The sequence below is a fragment of the Cystobacter fuscus genome, assembly GCF_002305875.1.
Lineage (GTDB): Bacteria > Myxococcota > Myxococcia > Myxococcales > Myxococcaceae > Cystobacter > Cystobacter fuscus_A.
Window position 1 is genome coordinate 1,915,776 of record NZ_CP022098.1, and the last position, 15,082, is coordinate 1,930,857.

At 65.4% G+C, this 15,082-nt stretch carries 17 protein-coding genes; 7 read left to right on the forward strand and 10 right to left on the reverse strand.

What is annotated here, in order from left to right:
- The first annotated feature begins 32 nt into the window (after positions 1-32).
- Together CYFUS_RS53815 and CYFUS_RS08000 are read left to right on the forward strand one after the other, a co-directional pair.
- Entirely contained in the window at positions 33-158 is a 126-nt protein-coding gene (locus CYFUS_RS53815) for a hypothetical protein (RefSeq protein ID WP_269770216.1), read from the forward strand.
- Between the two features lie 754 nt (positions 159-912).
- Entirely contained in the window at positions 913-1,299 is a 387-nt protein-coding gene (locus CYFUS_RS08000) for a DUF2381 family protein (RefSeq protein WP_157758315.1), read from the forward strand.
- 28 nt (positions 1,300-1,327) lie between these two features.
- Here CYFUS_RS08000 and CYFUS_RS08005 read toward each other — a convergent pair whose 3' ends face one another.
- The 4 genes from CYFUS_RS08005 to CYFUS_RS08020 form a co-directional block, all read right to left on the reverse strand.
- Complete coding sequence (locus CYFUS_RS08005; RefSeq protein WP_095984685.1) at positions 1,328-2,083, reverse strand: DUF5953 family protein; 756 nt, start codon at positions 2,081-2,083, stop codon at positions 1,328-1,330.
- Entirely contained in the window at positions 2,080-3,096 is a 1,017-nt protein-coding gene (locus CYFUS_RS08010) for a DUF6310 domain-containing protein (protein ID WP_095984686.1), read from the reverse strand. Before CYFUS_RS08010 ends, CYFUS_RS08005 begins: the two co-directional genes overlap by 4 nt.
- 289 nt (positions 3,097-3,385) lie before the next feature.
- Complete coding sequence (locus CYFUS_RS08015; protein WP_095984687.1) at positions 3,386-3,823, reverse strand: SMI1/KNR4 family protein; 438 nt, start codon at positions 3,821-3,823, stop codon at positions 3,386-3,388.
- On the reverse strand, positions 3,820-4,077 hold the full coding sequence (locus tag CYFUS_RS08020; protein WP_198316502.1) for a hypothetical protein: 258 nt from the start codon (positions 4,075-4,077) through the stop codon (positions 3,820-3,822). The genes CYFUS_RS08015 and CYFUS_RS08020 overlap by 4 nt, the downstream gene beginning before the upstream one ends.
- Before the next feature lie 653 nt (positions 4,078-4,730).
- On the opposite strand from CYFUS_RS08020, the gene CYFUS_RS08030 reads away from it, so the two are divergent.
- On the forward strand, positions 4,731-5,510 hold the full coding sequence (locus tag CYFUS_RS08030) for a hypothetical protein (protein WP_095984689.1): 780 nt from the start codon (positions 4,731-4,733) through the stop codon (positions 5,508-5,510).
- A 70-nt stretch (positions 5,511-5,580) separates the two neighbouring features.
- Here CYFUS_RS08030 and CYFUS_RS08035 read toward each other — a convergent pair whose 3' ends face one another.
- A complete protein-coding gene (locus CYFUS_RS08035; RefSeq protein WP_232537436.1) occupies positions 5,581-6,774 on the reverse strand; it encodes an FAD-dependent monooxygenase in 1,194 nt (397 codons plus the stop codon).
- A 114-nt stretch (positions 6,775-6,888) separates the two neighbouring features.
- Here CYFUS_RS08035 and CYFUS_RS08040 point away from each other — a divergent pair, with 114 nt between their 5' ends.
- A complete protein-coding gene (locus tag CYFUS_RS08040) occupies positions 6,889-7,842 on the forward strand; it encodes a LysR family transcriptional regulator (RefSeq protein WP_095984691.1) in 954 nt (317 codons plus the stop codon).
- On the opposite strand, the gene CYFUS_RS52465 is transcribed toward CYFUS_RS08040, so the two are convergent.
- Positions 7,817-9,118 carry a glycosyltransferase gene (locus tag CYFUS_RS52465; RefSeq protein WP_232537437.1) on the reverse strand — a complete coding sequence of 434 codons (1,302 nt, stop codon included), beginning with the start codon at positions 9,116-9,118 and terminating at the stop codon, positions 7,817-7,819. The genes CYFUS_RS08040 and CYFUS_RS52465 overlap by 26 nt on opposite strands.
- 761 nt (positions 9,119-9,879) lie before the next feature.
- On the opposite strand from CYFUS_RS52465, the gene CYFUS_RS08050 reads away from it, so the two are divergent.
- The gene (locus tag CYFUS_RS08050; protein ID WP_095984692.1) at positions 9,880-10,683 is read left to right on the forward strand and encodes a hypothetical protein; all 804 of its coding nucleotides are present in this window, start codon (positions 9,880-9,882) and stop codon (positions 10,681-10,683) included.
- Between the two features lie 385 nt (positions 10,684-11,068).
- Here the strand turns inward: CYFUS_RS08050 and CYFUS_RS08055 are convergent, their stop codons facing one another.
- Entirely contained in the window at positions 11,069-11,356 is a 288-nt protein-coding gene (locus CYFUS_RS08055; protein ID WP_095984693.1) for a hypothetical protein, read from the reverse strand.
- Positions 11,357-11,944: 588 nt separating this feature from the next.
- On the opposite strand from CYFUS_RS08055, the gene CYFUS_RS08060 reads away from it, so the two are divergent.
- Positions 11,945-12,367 (forward strand): hypothetical protein, encoded by a 423-nt coding sequence (locus CYFUS_RS08060; RefSeq protein WP_095984694.1) that lies wholly within the window; start codon positions 11,945-11,947, stop codon positions 12,365-12,367.
- A gap of 38 nt (positions 12,368-12,405) precedes the next feature.
- Positions 12,406-13,695 (forward strand): LuxR C-terminal-related transcriptional regulator, encoded by a 1,290-nt coding sequence (locus CYFUS_RS54305; RefSeq protein ID WP_095984695.1) that lies wholly within the window; start codon positions 12,406-12,408, stop codon positions 13,693-13,695.
- Between the two features lie 48 nt (positions 13,696-13,743).
- Here the strand turns inward: CYFUS_RS54305 and CYFUS_RS52475 are convergent, their stop codons facing one another.
- From CYFUS_RS52475 to CYFUS_RS50415, 3 genes are all read right to left on the reverse strand, one after another.
- Positions 13,744-14,013 carry a hypothetical protein gene (locus CYFUS_RS52475; RefSeq protein WP_095984696.1) on the reverse strand — a complete coding sequence of 90 codons (270 nt, stop codon included), beginning with the start codon at positions 14,011-14,013 and terminating at the stop codon, positions 13,744-13,746.
- A gap of 79 nt (positions 14,014-14,092) precedes the next feature.
- Positions 14,093-14,494 carry a hypothetical protein gene (locus CYFUS_RS08075; protein ID WP_232537438.1) on the reverse strand — a complete coding sequence of 134 codons (402 nt, stop codon included), beginning with the start codon at positions 14,492-14,494 and terminating at the stop codon, positions 14,093-14,095.
- Positions 14,491-14,937 carry a hypothetical protein gene (locus tag CYFUS_RS50415; protein WP_157758316.1) on the reverse strand — a complete coding sequence of 149 codons (447 nt, stop codon included), beginning with the start codon at positions 14,935-14,937 and terminating at the stop codon, positions 14,491-14,493. Before CYFUS_RS50415 ends, CYFUS_RS08075 begins: the two co-directional genes overlap by 4 nt.
- Positions 14,938-15,082: the final 145 nt, after the last annotated feature.

Here is a 15,082-nt window from a genome sequence, read left to right on the forward strand (position 1 = left end):
TATGTGAGACGGCTGGCGCAAAGGCGGCGGAGGTGGAGGTGCCGGACGAGGCGGTGAAGCTGCTGCCCCTGCGCAAGGAGCGGCTCTTCCACGGTGTCAGCCACGCACTGGGCTACCTGCTCGGAGACGCGCTCTGCCGGGGCTTCGACGGGACCTGATTGACCATGAGCGCCCGGGAGGAGCCTCTCATTCCCAACAACCCCGAGAAGTTCTGCGTCTATAGCGATGGCGTCACGGGTGAATGTTGGTGCCAGGAGCCCATCAACCGCTGGGGCCGCGGGCGTGTGACTGAGTAGCCGTGATGCAGCCCCGGCCTGTCGTTCGTGTGAAGGTGCGTGTTGGCGTGCAGGGAGAATCCCTCCAGGACGGCGCACCGGGGTTGCTTTCGGGGAGGGGGGCCGCAAGTCCACCTCCGCCCAACGCAGCCGTTGCTGCGGCGACTGCGCCTGGTTCGCCTGCTGTGCATCCTCGGGTCCTCGCGCGGGCAGAGCCCCTGAGTTCGAGTTTCGGTGCGCCAGGCTAAGCTTGGGTGAGGAGGAAGGGATGTAGAACGGAAACCTCACGAGTAACCCAGCAGGAGCGAGTCCTGCCCGGCAAAGGAGGCCACCAGCCGGAAGCGAGTCTTGCGTGGTGCCGGGGTAACCCGGGCTGCGAAGCGTAGACGGCAAGTGGGTGGGCCGCGTGATTGAGCCCCGAAAGGAACCTGTCGCGAGAGCCGACGCCATCGAAACAGCGGAAGGCCGCATCGGGAGGTTGCACAGGCCTGACCTCCCGGTCTCGCCGGGGTCGGAGAGCGGGGCACGTCCACAGAGGGTTGCCCAGGAACCTGGGAGGCCCTGACGTTTCCATGACAGGAGACCGGTTGGGGAAGCCGGAGAACAACCCTGGCTCGAGCTGGAGGGGGCCGGGGTCGTGGCGTTCAAGCCGCTTGTCAGACTGACGGATCAGCCAGCCAACGCGCTGCGGCTTGATGAAGCCTGGAGCTACAGCTACACGCCCACGGACGAGATCCACCCGGCAAGCGTGGCTGTGCGGCTGCGCCTCTTAAACCCCGGCGCCGAGCCCTGGACGCTGGCGGGGGCCGCGCTGGTGGATTCGACGGGTGAGCAGGTGGAGCTTGCCCGGTGGCCACTGGCGCCCATTCCCGCGAATGGGGCCGGTGCCGTCGTGGTGGGCATCGAGGGGGAGCGCGCGCAGCTCGGCTGCCCCTGCACCCTCAAGCTATGGGAAGCACAGGGGCCGCGCACCTTCACCCTTGAGAACGTCACCTTCCCCGAGGGGAAAGCGAAGGGGCCCTGAGTGCGGCCAGCGCGAGCCGTGCCGAGCCTCAAGGTGTAGCGCGCCCGCCAATCTCCGGGAAGCGCTCGTAGGCCCGTTTAAGCGCGTCCAGGTGGGCCGGGTTGTCCAGGTCGAGCGGCGCATCCGTGAGCTGCACTACCCACCCGCCCGTCGCGGTACGCCGTGAGCGTGACAGCAACTCCGCGTCGCGGGAGGGGTCCGGAAAGCCGATGGCCCGTGCCGCAGCGGCCGACCAGTAGTTCAACCATCCAAGGTAATAGGGAATCTCTGGCGAGCGGATGTGCTCGAAGAGTTTCAGGGCGGGCAACCCCCGGCGTGGGGACGGCGGCCCTCCCCGCGTGGGTGCTGTCTGATACGCGATATCCCCCGCAGCGTCGTCTGGCGTCGCCTCCCCCCAGAACGCACGCGCCCCCTCCGCCACGCCCTCAAGCACAGCCGCCGCTGCCGCGATCACAGGCTCGTCCAGTGGCAGTTTTGCATGCACTTCAAACTGGTCCTGACCGCCTGGGCTGAAGAGTCCCGATTTTCCCATTCCCCAAACCGTCACGGGGTGACTCTCGTCCCCGTTGCACACGAGAGGGAATCCCCCGTCCTCAATGTTTTCTACGAGCCACGCATCGCGCTGCGGCAACACAGCAAGCCGCCGCCTCTCGGTAACTCTCCACTCCAGGCGCAAGCCGGGGAGCGCCCTTTCCATTCCATGGACGCTATCGAGCGCGCGGCGGTCGTTGCCCACGAGCGCAGGCGCGTAGACGATAATTCCGAGTCTTTTCCGCTTGGTCATCGTTTGCACCCCGTGACGACTGCATTAAGGCGCCGGTCTTCTCGCAGCAGCGCGTCTTTGTGCGCTTCGGTGCTCACCCCAACGACATAGTCATATCCACATGCCGCCGCAGCTTTTCGCTGCCTGTCCAATTGCTTCATTTCCTTCTCAATCTCCCTATCCTGGATAAAGTCAGGGTACGTGTCGAATCGATGGGTCTTGATTTCCCACAGCACACGCACGCCGACTTGCAGTGCATCGAAGCTCACGCCGTCCACGAGCACATCCATTCCGGGATAACGGTTGGGCGGAAACTGATCGGCGCACTTGTTATGCGCGTCATCCTTGCCCTCGTGCGGCACCGGGATGGGTTCGCACCTGCGGCGGCGCTCTCGCTCCGTGACTTCGGGTGGCTCCAGCGGCGGGAAAAAATCCGGCCCCTTGGGCTCCGGCTTGGGCCCTTTTTCCGGCGAAGTCTCCTGCGGGGCGGGCTTCGTTACAGGCACGGGCTTCGTTACAGGCACGGGCCGCGCTTCCGGCACCGGCCGCGTCTCCGGCACCGGCCGCGTCTCCGGCACCGGCCGCGTCTCCGGCACCGGCAGCGTAGTAGGCGGCGGCCGAACCTGGGGACGGCCCCTCTTCTCGTAAGCCTCCAGGGCCTCTTTGATGGCGAAGCCCACCACCACCACGCCCGCCACAACTACCGCGCCCACCACAAGCTCCGGCGCCGCGAGGACGCAGACCCCGAGCCCCATGGCCGCAGCGCCCGCGGAGGCCAACGCGCATCGTCCCGTGAGGTCGTGAAACTCGAGCCGGTCATGGTCGAGGGCCTGATAGCACCGCTCCGCCAGCACGGGCCAGGGCTCGGAAGCTTCGCGGACGGCGCACCGCCCCCCGTCCGTCCAGGGCAGCTTCGCCGCTCGCTGGAGGTTGGCATACCTCGGGTCCCAGTCCACGGGCTCTTCCGGGCTCGGCGCTGACGTAGCGCAGGCGGAGACGTAGCGCAGAAGTGCGATGCACGCTCGAAGGCGCATGGTCGGGTCCTCTGTCGAAGCGAGGACCCAATGGGTCCTGGCGGGGCCGTTCGGAGTATGTCAGCGCGCTCCGACAGCGACGAACGAACACGCGAGGGGGTCGGCTCCGCCATGTCGCGCATATGTCGCATGAGCCTGCGGAACGGCCTGGAACGGGGCGGGACAGGGCGGGACGCGGCGGGATGACGACTCCCAAGCATTCCGGGCGGTTACAAGGTAAGGGCGCGAATCTGCTAGAGGTTTCGCACCGCCCGGCGCGGGTTCGATTCCCGCCGCTTCCAGTAGAGTTTCAGTCGTCGTACAACCCGTCCATGAACTCCTGGAAGCTGTTGGCGACGGGGTGGACGGAGCCCTCGACGGAGACGAGGACGATGCGAGGCTGTTCGGGCGAGCCTCGGTAGTCAAAACACAGGTCCTCTCCACCAGGGGTTCTGGCGAAGGGGAAGATGCCCGATGGGACATGGGAGCGAATGACTTCGTATGAGTTGAGGATGGAGTAGCTCTCCCTCCCCTCGTGTTCGGAAACTGTCAGTAGCACACCCAATGCATTGTCGCCTCTTCCAACCCTGAACCCATTGGGCTCGGGGGCCATGCCCTGATACATGGATACAACCCGCTTGTAGTCATCGGGAAGTTTGACTCCCCATGCGGACTCGAGCCGCTCCAATTCATGTGGACTGACGGAACCTGGCGCTTTCAGGACGTGCGGTCTCCATTGAACACTCATTTGAACTCCTCCATCCGAAAATCTATTGGTATCCGCCTCCCCAGATGGACATCCCTCCGGTAATGCATCCTGTGGCTGCTGCTCCCGATGTGGACGTCATCAATGAGCGTCTCGAACTTCGTCTCGAACTCGGCGAAGCCGTGCTTGTCGAAGCGGACGGTCTCCCTCCCGTTCGTCACCGTCTTGCCTGTACGGTTGCGTCCGAGAATGGCAATGGGTTGAGGCGGCTGCCTTGTCCCCTTGTAGGGCAGCACTCGGCCGTCCGAGGTGAGCCTGGGCTTGAGACAGGGCGGGGAGCACCACCTGTCGGCCCTCCGCCTCGAGCACCACCCGCGAGGGCCCGGCCACCGACTCGCAGGACTCCTCCGCCACCGCTCTGGCGGGCTCCTGCTCCCACCGCATTCCATCGTCCGTTGCGCATGCGGTCAAGGCCAGTACCAGCGTCACTGTCCACGGGCGCAGCCCTTGAAGGGCTCGGCTCGTGCGCTCATGGCTCGGTGGCGGCTTGCGCCCTCTCTTGATCGTGGCCGACATGGGCGCGGAGCATGGTCCACATCATTTGATTGGGACAAGCCGGCGCGCGAGCGGAGAACTCAGCCGCTCTCAGCTGCTGGCGCCAGGCAGCCCCCCGCTGAGAGGTGTCAGACGACTCGTAGGCGGCGAGGGAGCGGAACAAGTTCTCTGACACCTCCAGGAGACACCTCCAGGAAGCCTTGGACCAGGTGCGCGACGACACCTGGGTGCATCGTTCCCCGTTGATCACCTGGTGAGACTTCGCCGGACACCTTCCCCAGGAGTAGGCCCCCACCCGACGAACCGAGTACCTCCTGGAAGTCAGGCGCGGTCCATGCGAACACCATGGCTCCTGGCCACCAGCAGGCGGGAGGTCAGGGCGGGAGGAGCACTCATGGATGAGGAGAAGAAGTCCGAAGCGAGCGGGGAGGAACCGGAGCGGTTGGGGCCGTACGTGATTCAGGAGCAGGTGCAGCAGTCCCATGACAGCCAGGAGGAACTCTACCTGGCCACGCACGAGACGAGCGGGGCCACGGCACTGGTGCGCAAGCACGCCGCCAAGGAGGACGCGGCAGCGCGCAAGGACTGGAGGGTGATGTTCGGCTCCTGGGCCTCACGGGGCTACTCCGCCATGGAGGTGGAGCACACCGACTGGGCCAGGGCCCTGGACAGGCAGTCGGCGGAGTCGCTGCTGCTCACGTTGGAGAGTGTGCTCGAGGAAGTGCGGCGCATGGCCCGCGCCGTCGCCGACACCCACGAGCCCCGCCTCCGGTGGCGCCTGGGGTTGGGTATGGCGAGCGCCGCCATGGTGTGCGCCCTTCTCTTCGCGCTGGTGCGCCCGCCCTCGGTGTCCCAACCCCCGAGCGCCCCGCCCGCGCCTGGGCGCCACGAGGAGCCCGCGGCGGGCGAAAATCCGGACATGCCCGCCCATGGCGTGCTCGTGGACACCGCGGACGCGGGGCAATCCGTACTCGCCCGTCCGCTGCCGCGCGAGCCCTTCAAGGGACAGAAGCGCCCTCCCTGCCATCGCTACGCCGAGGTCGAGTTGGTCGGTGCCTGCTGGATGCCTCACAAGTTGAAGGCCCCGTGCCCGGACGTGCTCTATGAGCACGAGGGGGAATGCTACTCGCCCGCCTTCAGCGCGAAGCAGCCGCCCTCGTCGCTCGGGCAGTGAGGAGCGCGGAGCCCCTGGCGCTTGGCAACCGGGTTCGCTCGCCCATCCGAGCAAATCGTCTGACACCTTCTCAGGGCCTCACCAACCCCTCGTAGTCCTTGAGCTCGAACGGCAGTGTCAGTGCACCGAAGTCGGGGAGGCCATCCGCGGCGCCGTTCTCTTCTTCGTCCGACGGCTCGCCGACCGTCGGCGCTTGCAGACCGGCGTTCTGCTCGTGCTGCTTGACCGCCATGTCCTGATTGCGAATCACGTAGTCGCGCAGAGCGCTTTCATACGAGGTGATGCCACTCGCCAGGTCATCCTTGTGCTTGGCGAGTTCACCGGCGAGAACGTACGCGCCCACCATTGCGACCGACGTGCCCTGTCCCGACGCCAGTGCGACGCTGTATCCCGCGTCGCCGACGAGCACGATGCGTCCGCGTGACCAACCCTCCATGCGGATCTGGCTGATTGAATCGAAGTGGAAGTCGGGCGCCGTCATCATGTGCTCGACAATCCGTGGTAGCACCCACCCGCCGCCCGAGAGGCGCTCGGCCATGAGGCGCTTCTGAGCCACGATGTCACGGTAGTCGTACTCGATAGGCTCGGCGGCCGTGAAGCCGACATACGCCCGCGCGTTGGCATCCTTGCGTAAGGCCATGACCATCGCGCCGACACCGGTTCCCTCGTCCTGGTACATGACCTCCCAGCGCTCGAGACCGAGGAAGTTCGGCATGCCGAAGACCGCGATGTACGAATTGCCAAGACGACGGAGGAACCGCGGCTCGGGGCCGAACGCGAGCTTCCGCACCCGAGAGTGCAGGCCGTCTGCGCCTACGATGAGCTCGAAGCGGCGAGAAGCTGCGCGCTCGAACGTCACGTCGACCCCCGACGTGTTCTGAGTGAGCGACGCGACCGAATCGTCGAAGAGATACTCCACCCGGTTGCCCACGACCTCGTGCAGCACGCGGCAAAGGTCGTCGCGCATGATTTCAACATCGGGGCTCTCGAAACGCCCGCCCGTGAGGGTGCGCTCCTCGCTTCGGTGTGTCTCCTTGCCGTTGGCGTCGACCATCGAGAACCCCGTCAGCCTGGTGCTGTGCTCGCGGAGCCTGGCGAGGATGCCCATACGTTCCGCGACCGTGAGCGCCGGCCCACGCACGTCGAGCGCCTGCCCACCCGGACGCAGGTGTGGCGCACGTTCGACGACGGTGATGTCGAAGCCGTAGCGCGCAAGCCAGTAGGCGATGGTGAGACCGGAGACGCTGGCGCCGGATACCAGCACGCGGGGGATCCTTGGAGTCGTAGAGGACATGGACCCTCAGGTACACTTCCGGAATCGAACCGTCCAAGACATTGATTGAACGAATATGATACCTCTTGAGCAACGATAGAACTCATGGAACTCCGACATCTGCGCTACTTCGTCACCATCGCCGAGGAGCAAAGCTTCCGTCGCGCGGCCGGGCGACTCCACGTCTCGCAGTCGCCGCTGAGCCGGCAAATGAAGGACCTCGAGGACGAGATGGGCGTTGAACTCTTCGCGCCCGAGGGGCGAGGAATCAAGCTCACGGCTGCTGGGAAGGTTTTCGCGGAGAGAGCCAGAAGCATCCTTGGGAGCGTCGACACGGCCATTGAGGAAGCCAAGGGAATCGCCGAAGGCAGACTTGGCACCGTGGTCATCGGCTTTGAAACGGGGACGACCTTCGTGGGTGCATTGTTGTCCCTCGTCGCGGCGCTTCGCCGACGAACGCCCCGTGTCGGCCTGCAACTCGTCCCCATGAGCAGCCTCGAGCAGTGGACGGCGCTGAGGCAGGGGACGATTACCTTCGGCTATGGTGCATACGCGCCCAGTGACGACTCCTTGGGTCACCTGGAGATGAGCCGTGACCGGCTCGGGGTGCTTCTCTCCTCTGAGCATCGGCTCGCACGACTTGGGAAAATCCGGCTTCGAGACCTTGAGAACGAGCGCGTGCTACTCCAGCCACGTCATCTCTATCCGCGGCTCCACGCGGACATCATCATGGCGGCGCGCGCACAGGGCGCGACGCTGCACGTGACGGCGGAGGTGCTCGACCTGGAGGCGCTCCTGGCACTGGTCGTTATCGGCGACGCGATTACCTTCCTGACGGAGAAGTTCTGGGAGCCAGCATCGCAAGCCTCGTTGATGTGGCGGCCCGTGGAGGACCTCCACATCAACCTGAGTGAGTTCGTCACATGGCGCGTGGAGGACGCCGATACGCCCGTGGTGCGAGCGCTGCTCGAGAGTGCACGCGAAGTGAGTCCGTTCCCGCAAGGCACCGCGGACCGCACGCGCTCCTCCAAGGCTAGGCCGCGGCGGAAATGCTCTTGACGTCCACGTTCCCCTCGAAGGCCAGCTTCTCGAGGGCGCGCGCGGCGACCTGCCCGCTCTTGAGCTGCTGAATCTCCGAGGAGACCTTCCGGGCGCGGGCTCGCAGCGACTCGTCGGCCAGGAGTGCCTGCAACTCGGCGCGGATCCGCTCGGGAGTCGCCTTCTCCAGGGGCAGGTAGCGCCCGAGCCCCGCGCGCTCGACCAGCGACGCGTTGAGGGTCTGGTCTCCAACGAGGGGGATGACCAGCATGGGCAGACCCGTGTACAGGGCGCGACCCACCGCGCCCCAACCCCCGTGGGTGATCAACGCCCGGGCCTTGGGGAACACCTCGTCGTGGGGAACGTAGCGCTCGATGCGGATGTGGGAGCCGAGCCCGGAGGGAACATCCGAGGCCCCCGCGGCCGTGGCGAGCACGGGGACGTTCATGGGCGAGACCGCCTCCAACACGCGCCGGAACAAGCCATTGTCCGCATGGGTCGTCGTCGTGCTGACGATCACGGTCCCGGGCTCGATGCGCGGCGCTTCCTTGCGGCTCGTGGAGCTGTTGGCGGTCGTCGGCCCGACGAAGAGCTGGTTGTCGCGCAGCGGAATGCTCCCGGCGAGTCCCCGGTGGCCCATGATGATGTGGAGCTTGGGCGAGGCCGCGGCCTGGACGAGGTGCGCCAAGCGGCCACGATAGGGGGACAGACCGAGCTGGGCCCTCGCCTCGTTCAACGGCATCAGCTGGCCCATCAGCAGGTGCGTCAGCGCGGGGAACCGGAAGAAGGGCTTCATGGACGGCATGGTGCTGAAGAGCAGCGGCAGCTCATCCGCCGTGAGGACCGTCCCCATGTTCCCGGCGCTCGCCCAGGGAATGCCGGCGCGCTCGGCGGCCCAGGCCGCGCCCAGCTCGAAGTAGTCGTGGACCACGCAGTCCACCTTCTCGCGCTTCAAGACAGGCTCCAGCTCTCGCGCGAGCTGGACGTTGTTCGCCTGGCCGATGCTCCGGAACATCGTGATGCCGAAGGGGACCGACGGCATCCAGGGCGGCAGACTCGTGAGCTGGGCGAGATCGCCAATGTCCTGGACGTCGAGCATCCGCTCATGAGGCAGGTGCTCCGCGCCGACGGCCTTCACATCGGCCGCCAGGCTCGCCTTCGCCTTGAACAGCACCCGGTTGCCCCGAGCGGTGAGCTGCTGCGCGAGGTCCAGGACGCGAAGCAGATGCCCCGGCGCCCCCGAGCTCGCCAGCAGGAAGGTCGCGGGTTTCCGGGAAACATCATTCGTGGATGCCATGGTCGTTCTCCCCCAGGAAGTCGCAAACGGTCCCCTCCGCACACGCGATGGACCGCAACTCCAAGTTGCGATGATGAATAGAATTGGATTTCACTCACCGCAATTCGAAGTTGCGATACTCGGCTTATGAGAGAATTGGAAGAAGGGCGCATCCCACCCCGAGCGGGGGGGCGGTAGTCTCGGCCCCATGCACACCAAGGCCCTGAGAGGTGTCAGACGACTCGTAGGCGGCGAGGGAGCGGAACAAGTTCTCTGACACCTCCTGGAGTTTCTTACGAATCGTCCCGTACAAATTGTCTGACACCTTCTCAGGGCGCTCCTCCAAGGTCGCCCAGCGAAAACGTCACGGCAAGCGCTGATCGTCTCAATGGCGACCACGAGAACTACGTTCATTCCCTCCGCGTATGGTTTGCAACGTCGCCTCTGCGGGGGATGACACATGCTCGGGACTACGAAGGCGTATAGGAGGGATGGGGGCCCTGTGGAGGGGGGAGGGCTGGAGCGGAGGGGGAGAGGAAGGCCGCGGATGGGTGCTGTCAGGGCTGTGCGCCGGGCCAGTGGAGAAGCGGTGCAACCCTCCTTGGGGCACAAGTCCCAGGAAGGGTGTGGAGATGCCTTCTCCGAGACTTCGCCGGACACCTTCCCCAGGAGTAGGCCCCCACCTGCCGAACCGAGTACCTCCTGGAAGTCAGGCGCGGTCCATGAGAGCACCATGACTCCTGGCCACCCGCAGGCGGGGAGGTCAGGGCGGAGGAGCACGCATGGACGAGAAGAAGAAGAAGTCCGAAGCGAACGGCGAGGAACCGGAGCGGTTGGGGCCGTACGTGATTCAGGAGCAGGTGCAGCAGTCCCATGACAGCCAGGAGCAGCTCTACCTGGCCACGCACGAGACGAGCGGGGCCAAGGCCCTGGTGCGCAAGCACTCCTCCGAGGAGGACGCGGCACCACGCAAGGACTGGCGAGTGCTCTTCGGCTCCTGGGCCTCAGGGGGTTACTCCGCCATGGAAGTGGAGCACACCGACTGGGCCAGGGCCCTGGACAGGCAGTCGGCGGAGTCGATGCTGCTCACGTTGGAGAGTGTGCTCGAGGAAGTGCGGCGCATGGCCCGCGCCGTGTCCGGCACCCACGAGCCCCGCTTCCGGTGGAGCCTGGGGTTGGGCATGGCGAGCGCCGCCATGGTGTGCGCCCTTCTCTTCGCGCTGGTGCGTCTGGCCCCGGTGTCCCAACCTCCGAGCTCCCCGGAGACTTTGGCGAGCGCCCCGCCCGCGTCTGGGAGCCACGAGGAGCCCGCGGCGGGCGAAAATCTGGACATGCCCACCCATGGCGTGCTCGTGGACACCGCGGACGCGGGGCAATCCGTACTCGCCCGTCCGCTGCCGCGCGAGCCCTTCAAGGGACAGAAGCGCCCTCCCTGCCATCGCTACGCCGAGGTCGAGTTGGTCGGTGCCTGCTGGATGCCTCACGAGTTGAAGGCCCCGTGCCCGGACGTGCTCTACGAGCACCAGGGCAAGTGCTACTCGCCCGCCTTCAGCGCGAAGCCGCCGCCCTCGTCGCTCGGGCAGTGAGGAGCGCGGGGCCCCCTGGCGCCCGGCAACCGGCTTCGCTCGTCCCTGCTCGTCCATCCGACATTGGCCGTGCCTTCGGATTCGCTCTCCGAGGGGCTCACGCAACTCTCGCAGCGCCTGGGCTCGTGGAGGCATGCCCCAACGGTCGCGGGTTGCCTCGGGCCGGGTAGGCGGGTGATGGGCCCTCACGGCACGCGCCCCGAGGATTGGCTTGTCCCGTGAACGAGCCGGGAAGGGGGTCGCTTACAAATCGTCCGTACAAATCGTCTGACACCTTTTCGAGCCGATGCCTTGTTCCGCCGGAAGTCCCCCAAGCGTGGGTAGAGCCGAGGCGGCAAGAGGCGAGCCCCGCGCGGCAAGGCCCGAGAAGGGCCGTTGATGGGTATCACCCGAGCGCGGGGGCTTCACTTCCACTGATTCGCGACGTCCTCCTGGGTGGCTGGGCCGGAGGCGGGGGGAAGTACCGCTCACGGTGGTATGTCCAGTCCGACCAGGTCACTCTCTTCCCGAACTCGTGCACCACGCCACGAACGTGGTCGACGGGGTACTTACGCTCACGACCGTCGGTGAAGGCCTCGGCGACGCGACCAGCCTTGAACGTGGCCCGGAAGATGAGCGACTCCTCGCCACATCCCCTCCCCGTGTAGATGGGCTCGTAGCGGACACCATCCACGCGGACCAGATGGTACTCCAGCCTACGGAAAGTGCGAGATGCGGGCGGAATGGAAGCTACCGCGCAGGCCCGTTTCCTTCGTGCCCATGCCATGCGGCCGACGGGTTGGGGCCTGATCGGCAAGACGCGAGCAGCGCTCCATTCCCCCTCCCCATACTTCGGCCCGCCTTGCAAGGGGTGGAAACCCACCCCTCCACAGAATGTTCCCCGGCATTACCTTCCACGCGGTGACGGGCAAGCTCATGGGGTCGATTCGCGGGAGATGGATCCCATCCAAATCAGGGCCAGGCGTACCCCGTTGTCGACTGGCTCGAATTCATTCTTCGCGGGCATCATCGACGACGTTCGTTGGTACCAGGCAGCCCTGACGGGCTCGGTGAAGTGACATTATCGTCGCGGCCAAGGAGAGGCTCTGCTTCTGTGGGCCCGCTTGCGGGAAGAGAGGTGTCAGAACGAACTCTTTGACACTTTCTCTGGATGCCTGGGCTGGATGCCTGGACTGATCTTGTTTGACAGGTCTCCGGGAGTGAAATACGATTCACTTGCTGTGGTGGTTTGCCCATAGCCCACATCCCACATCGAGGAAACATGAACGTCGCGAAACTGGCCTTTGCTTGTATTGCCCTTCTGTCTACAGCCGCCGTCGCAGGCAGCAAGACGAATTTTGAGATCTACCTCTCCATTCCCCCGTCGGGCACGGCTGTTGCGGCGGGTTCTTTCGTTGGCGTGCAGAACTCGTCTGATACGAACTCCGTCATTCAGTGCCAGATCAAGGTGGACCTTACGGCCTTGGGAACAGCAACCCAGAGATTGTATTGCCATGCCAGGGATACCAGCGGCAACGACGGGATCTGTATCCTGAACAACCCACCCCAGGCCTTTGTCGATCTCGTTTACGCACTCAAGGACAATGACAAGCTGACCTTCACCTGGGACGTCGCTACTCAGCAGTGCAAGTCGCTGGAGCTTCAGCGTGGGTCCTGGCAGGTCCGGAGTAATGGCGCTACGTAGTTCCGTACCAAGAGAAGCGTGGGCCGGTGCTGAGAGCCATGAGCTTCGGCACCGGCCTTTCTATTTGGTTCCAGCCTTCCCCTCAACAGGTCCCCTCTCCCTCCTATACGCCCGTCCCCGCCCCCGCTCCGGGTGCGACCTGCGAGGTCAAAATCTTCCCGAGAGTGAACGCAGAGCTTGCTCCGTACCGGAGATTACGTAACTTCGCGTCGCTCTTCATGACCAACGAAACCTCTTCGTCGGGCCCTCGCCCATACAAGCTCGTGGAAACGCGCCATCTTGACGAGGCGCGCGACATCTTCCGCCGTACGTACGGTGAGTCGAAGCTCGATGCCGTGGACTCAAAGCATTTCGAGTGGCGGGTCAACCTCGCCGGCACGGGCCCCGTCGTCTTCACCCGCGGGGGGAGCAGTGGTGGGACCATCATGCGCGTCATGCCCGACAGCTACGTCGTGGTCTTGCTCACCGACAAAAGCGGGCACGCGGCTTCACACAAGAACGCAGCCGACATCACGCAGGACGGCGGCGCGGTCGTATTCACGGCAGGACACCCTCTCGTCTTGGAGCTGGCGGATGGCGTCCGCTCGGTCACCTTGCGCATCGACCCCGCCCATCTGCAGGCCGAGCTGGAGGCGCTCACGGGCCAGACCGTGCATGGGCCGCCGCGGTTCGCGCTCTCCATGGACACCCAAGCCGGCTACGGCGAATCCCTCCGGCAAATGTGCCTCTTCCTGGGACGAGAGATCGAGAAGGGATCCGTGATGTTCCAGGATCCGCGGCTCATAGCCCCTCTCGGCGAGAGCGTCGTGCGCGCGCTCCTCCTGGGCCAGGCGCACGACTACTCCCATCTGCTCCAGACCCCCACGCCGAGCGCCGGCATGGGCGCGGTCCGCAGGGTCGAGGAATACGTCGAGGCCGCCGGGCCCCGCCCGGTGTCGATGCGCGAGCTCTGCCGGATCACCGGCGCGAGCGGGCGCTCGATAGACAAGGCGTTCCGCGATCATCGGGGCTCCACGCTGACCGCCGCGCTCGCGAGATTACCGCCATCGCCGAGCGCGAACGAGGCAGGCGCGGTCGCGGCGTGCATCTCCCTGCTCACGCCGCGCGAGCGCGAGGTGTGCGCGCTCGTGGCGCGGGGGCTGCTCAACAAGCAGGTCGCGGCCGAGCTGGACATCTCCGAGGGGACTGTGGAGAAGCACCGGGCCCGGGCAATGAAGAAGCTGGCGGTGGGCAGCGCCGCCGAGCTGGGCGGGTTGTGGGCGCGGATGGGGAATGAGGCCGGGGAGGCGCCTCGCCCGCGGGGCGCCTCCCCGGCCTCGGGTGGATGAACCGCTCAGAAGCAGGCGGAGTCGTTGGTAGGGCGGGACGCCGGCGGTTCACGCCGCATGGCGACTGTGGCACAAGGCCCCTCCGACGGCCGCGATGGCATCGCCGCACGCGGCCACCTGGGCATCGGAGATGTTGTCGATGGTCTGCACGCCGTAGGAGACCGACACGGCTCCACATTGGTAATTGGCGGTCTGACTCCGGATTCCCGTGCGGATGGCGCTGCCGTTGGAGTCGTCAACGGGATACGCTTGGCCCCGATTCGGGTGGAAAATCGCCAGCGCGTGGGAATCAATCGACCGGACCTGCAGTTCGACCATAACGGCCGCCGCTATCATATCGAATACGACACACCCGTTTCGGGCCGTGGCCCCGCCCAGCGAGCCGCCGTGCGTCTAGCTACTCATCGGCTCCATCTGACGGAGCCGCGGCCTCCAGGGCTGTATCGAGCTCCACGGCCCTCTTGCGTTCCTCCCAGTCTTTCAGGGCTGACGCCACGTGGTGGAGGGAGTGACGCTTCAGCCTCGGGTGATGCACCGCGAAGTAGTGCTCCCCGGCGATGACCACGAAGGCATAGGGATTGGCTGGGTGGCTCATCAACCATTCCTCCGCCTCCATGCGTGTGGCGAACGAAGGAGTCCGCGGGGGGATTCCCCTGGCGGTCAGCGCCTCCAGCGCCGGCTCCATGCAATATTCGCGATACATCCCGCGCGTATTGTCCTCACGCGTATACCAGAATTGGTAATACGCATCGCCGATGAGGATGCGGACCGGGCTCGGTGGTTCCGCGACGCTCTTCATCCAGGCCTCGGCTTCCTCTTGGCTGGTGAAGTGCGCGATGGCCATCGGGGCATGGTCCAGTTGATTGATGAAGTAGTCCTCGGCCTCATCGAGCTGTCCAGTCCGGCGATGAAGTCGAGGAGGGCGATGAGAAGGCGCGCATGCTGCTTCTGTTCGAGCTCGGGTGTTTCGTCCAGGGTCTTGAGCAGCAGTTCCACCGCCGGTTCCGCGAGCGTCCCCTCATGCTTGCCCAGGTTTGCGCTGACGGAGGGGCGTTCCGCTGGAGCCTTGCCCTCGAGTGAGTCTTCGAATCGGTAGATCTGGCCGGTAATGAGGACGAAGTGGTTGAATGCGCGTACATAGCGCCAGAGCTTCTCTTCGTCCTGTCGACCCTTCGCCTCCGCTGCTCGCCGCCGGGTCTCGATGAAAAGCGTCGCGCCTGTAAGCTCCTCGAAGATTGTCACCTGCACACCTCCGCGAGCTCGATTCCGGAGAGCATTCCCGGGGAGCGTTCCGCCATGACCAGATGAGGGCAGCATCTCCCGGATGGCTCCACAACGGAACCACTTGGAGCATTTCTCACGAGCACCTCGGCATCCATCGGTGAGC

What these genes read in the sequence shown, in the direction of transcription:
- CYFUS_RS54305 (WP_095984695.1), top strand. Translation starts at nt 12,406, where the DNA reads ATGAGCTTCGGCACCGGCCTTTCTATTTGGTTCCAGCCTTCCCCTCAA.
- CYFUS_RS52465 (WP_232537437.1), bottom strand. Translation starts at nt 9,118, where the DNA reads ATGGCATCCACGAATGATGTTTCCCGGAAACCCGCGACCTTCCTGCTG.
- CYFUS_RS08075 (WP_232537438.1), bottom strand. Translation starts at nt 14,494, where the DNA reads ATGAAGAGCGTCGCGGAACCACCGAGCCCGGTCCGCATCCTCATCGGC.
- CYFUS_RS52475 (WP_095984696.1), bottom strand. Translation starts at nt 14,013, where the DNA reads ATGGTCGAACTGCAGGTCCGGTCGATTGATTCCCACGCGCTGGCGATT.
- CYFUS_RS08040 (WP_095984691.1), top strand. Translation starts at nt 6,889, where the DNA reads ATGGAACTCCGACATCTGCGCTACTTCGTCACCATCGCCGAGGAGCAA.
- CYFUS_RS08010 (WP_095984686.1), bottom strand. Translation starts at nt 3,096, where the DNA reads ATGCGCCTTCGAGCGTGCATCGCACTTCTGCGCTACGTCTCCGCCTGC.
- CYFUS_RS08050 (WP_095984692.1), top strand. Translation starts at nt 9,880, where the DNA reads ATGGACGAGAAGAAGAAGAAGTCCGAAGCGAACGGCGAGGAACCGGAG.
- CYFUS_RS08015 (WP_095984687.1), bottom strand. Translation starts at nt 3,823, where the DNA reads ATGAGTGTTCAATGGAGACCGCACGTCCTGAAAGCGCCAGGTTCCGTC.
- CYFUS_RS08005 (WP_095984685.1), bottom strand. Translation starts at nt 2,083, where the DNA reads ATGACCAAGCGGAAAAGACTCGGAATTATCGTCTACGCGCCTGCGCTC.
- CYFUS_RS08030 (WP_095984689.1), top strand. Translation starts at nt 4,731, where the DNA reads ATGGATGAGGAGAAGAAGTCCGAAGCGAGCGGGGAGGAACCGGAGCGG.
- CYFUS_RS08060 (WP_095984694.1), top strand. Translation starts at nt 11,945, where the DNA reads ATGAACGTCGCGAAACTGGCCTTTGCTTGTATTGCCCTTCTGTCTACA.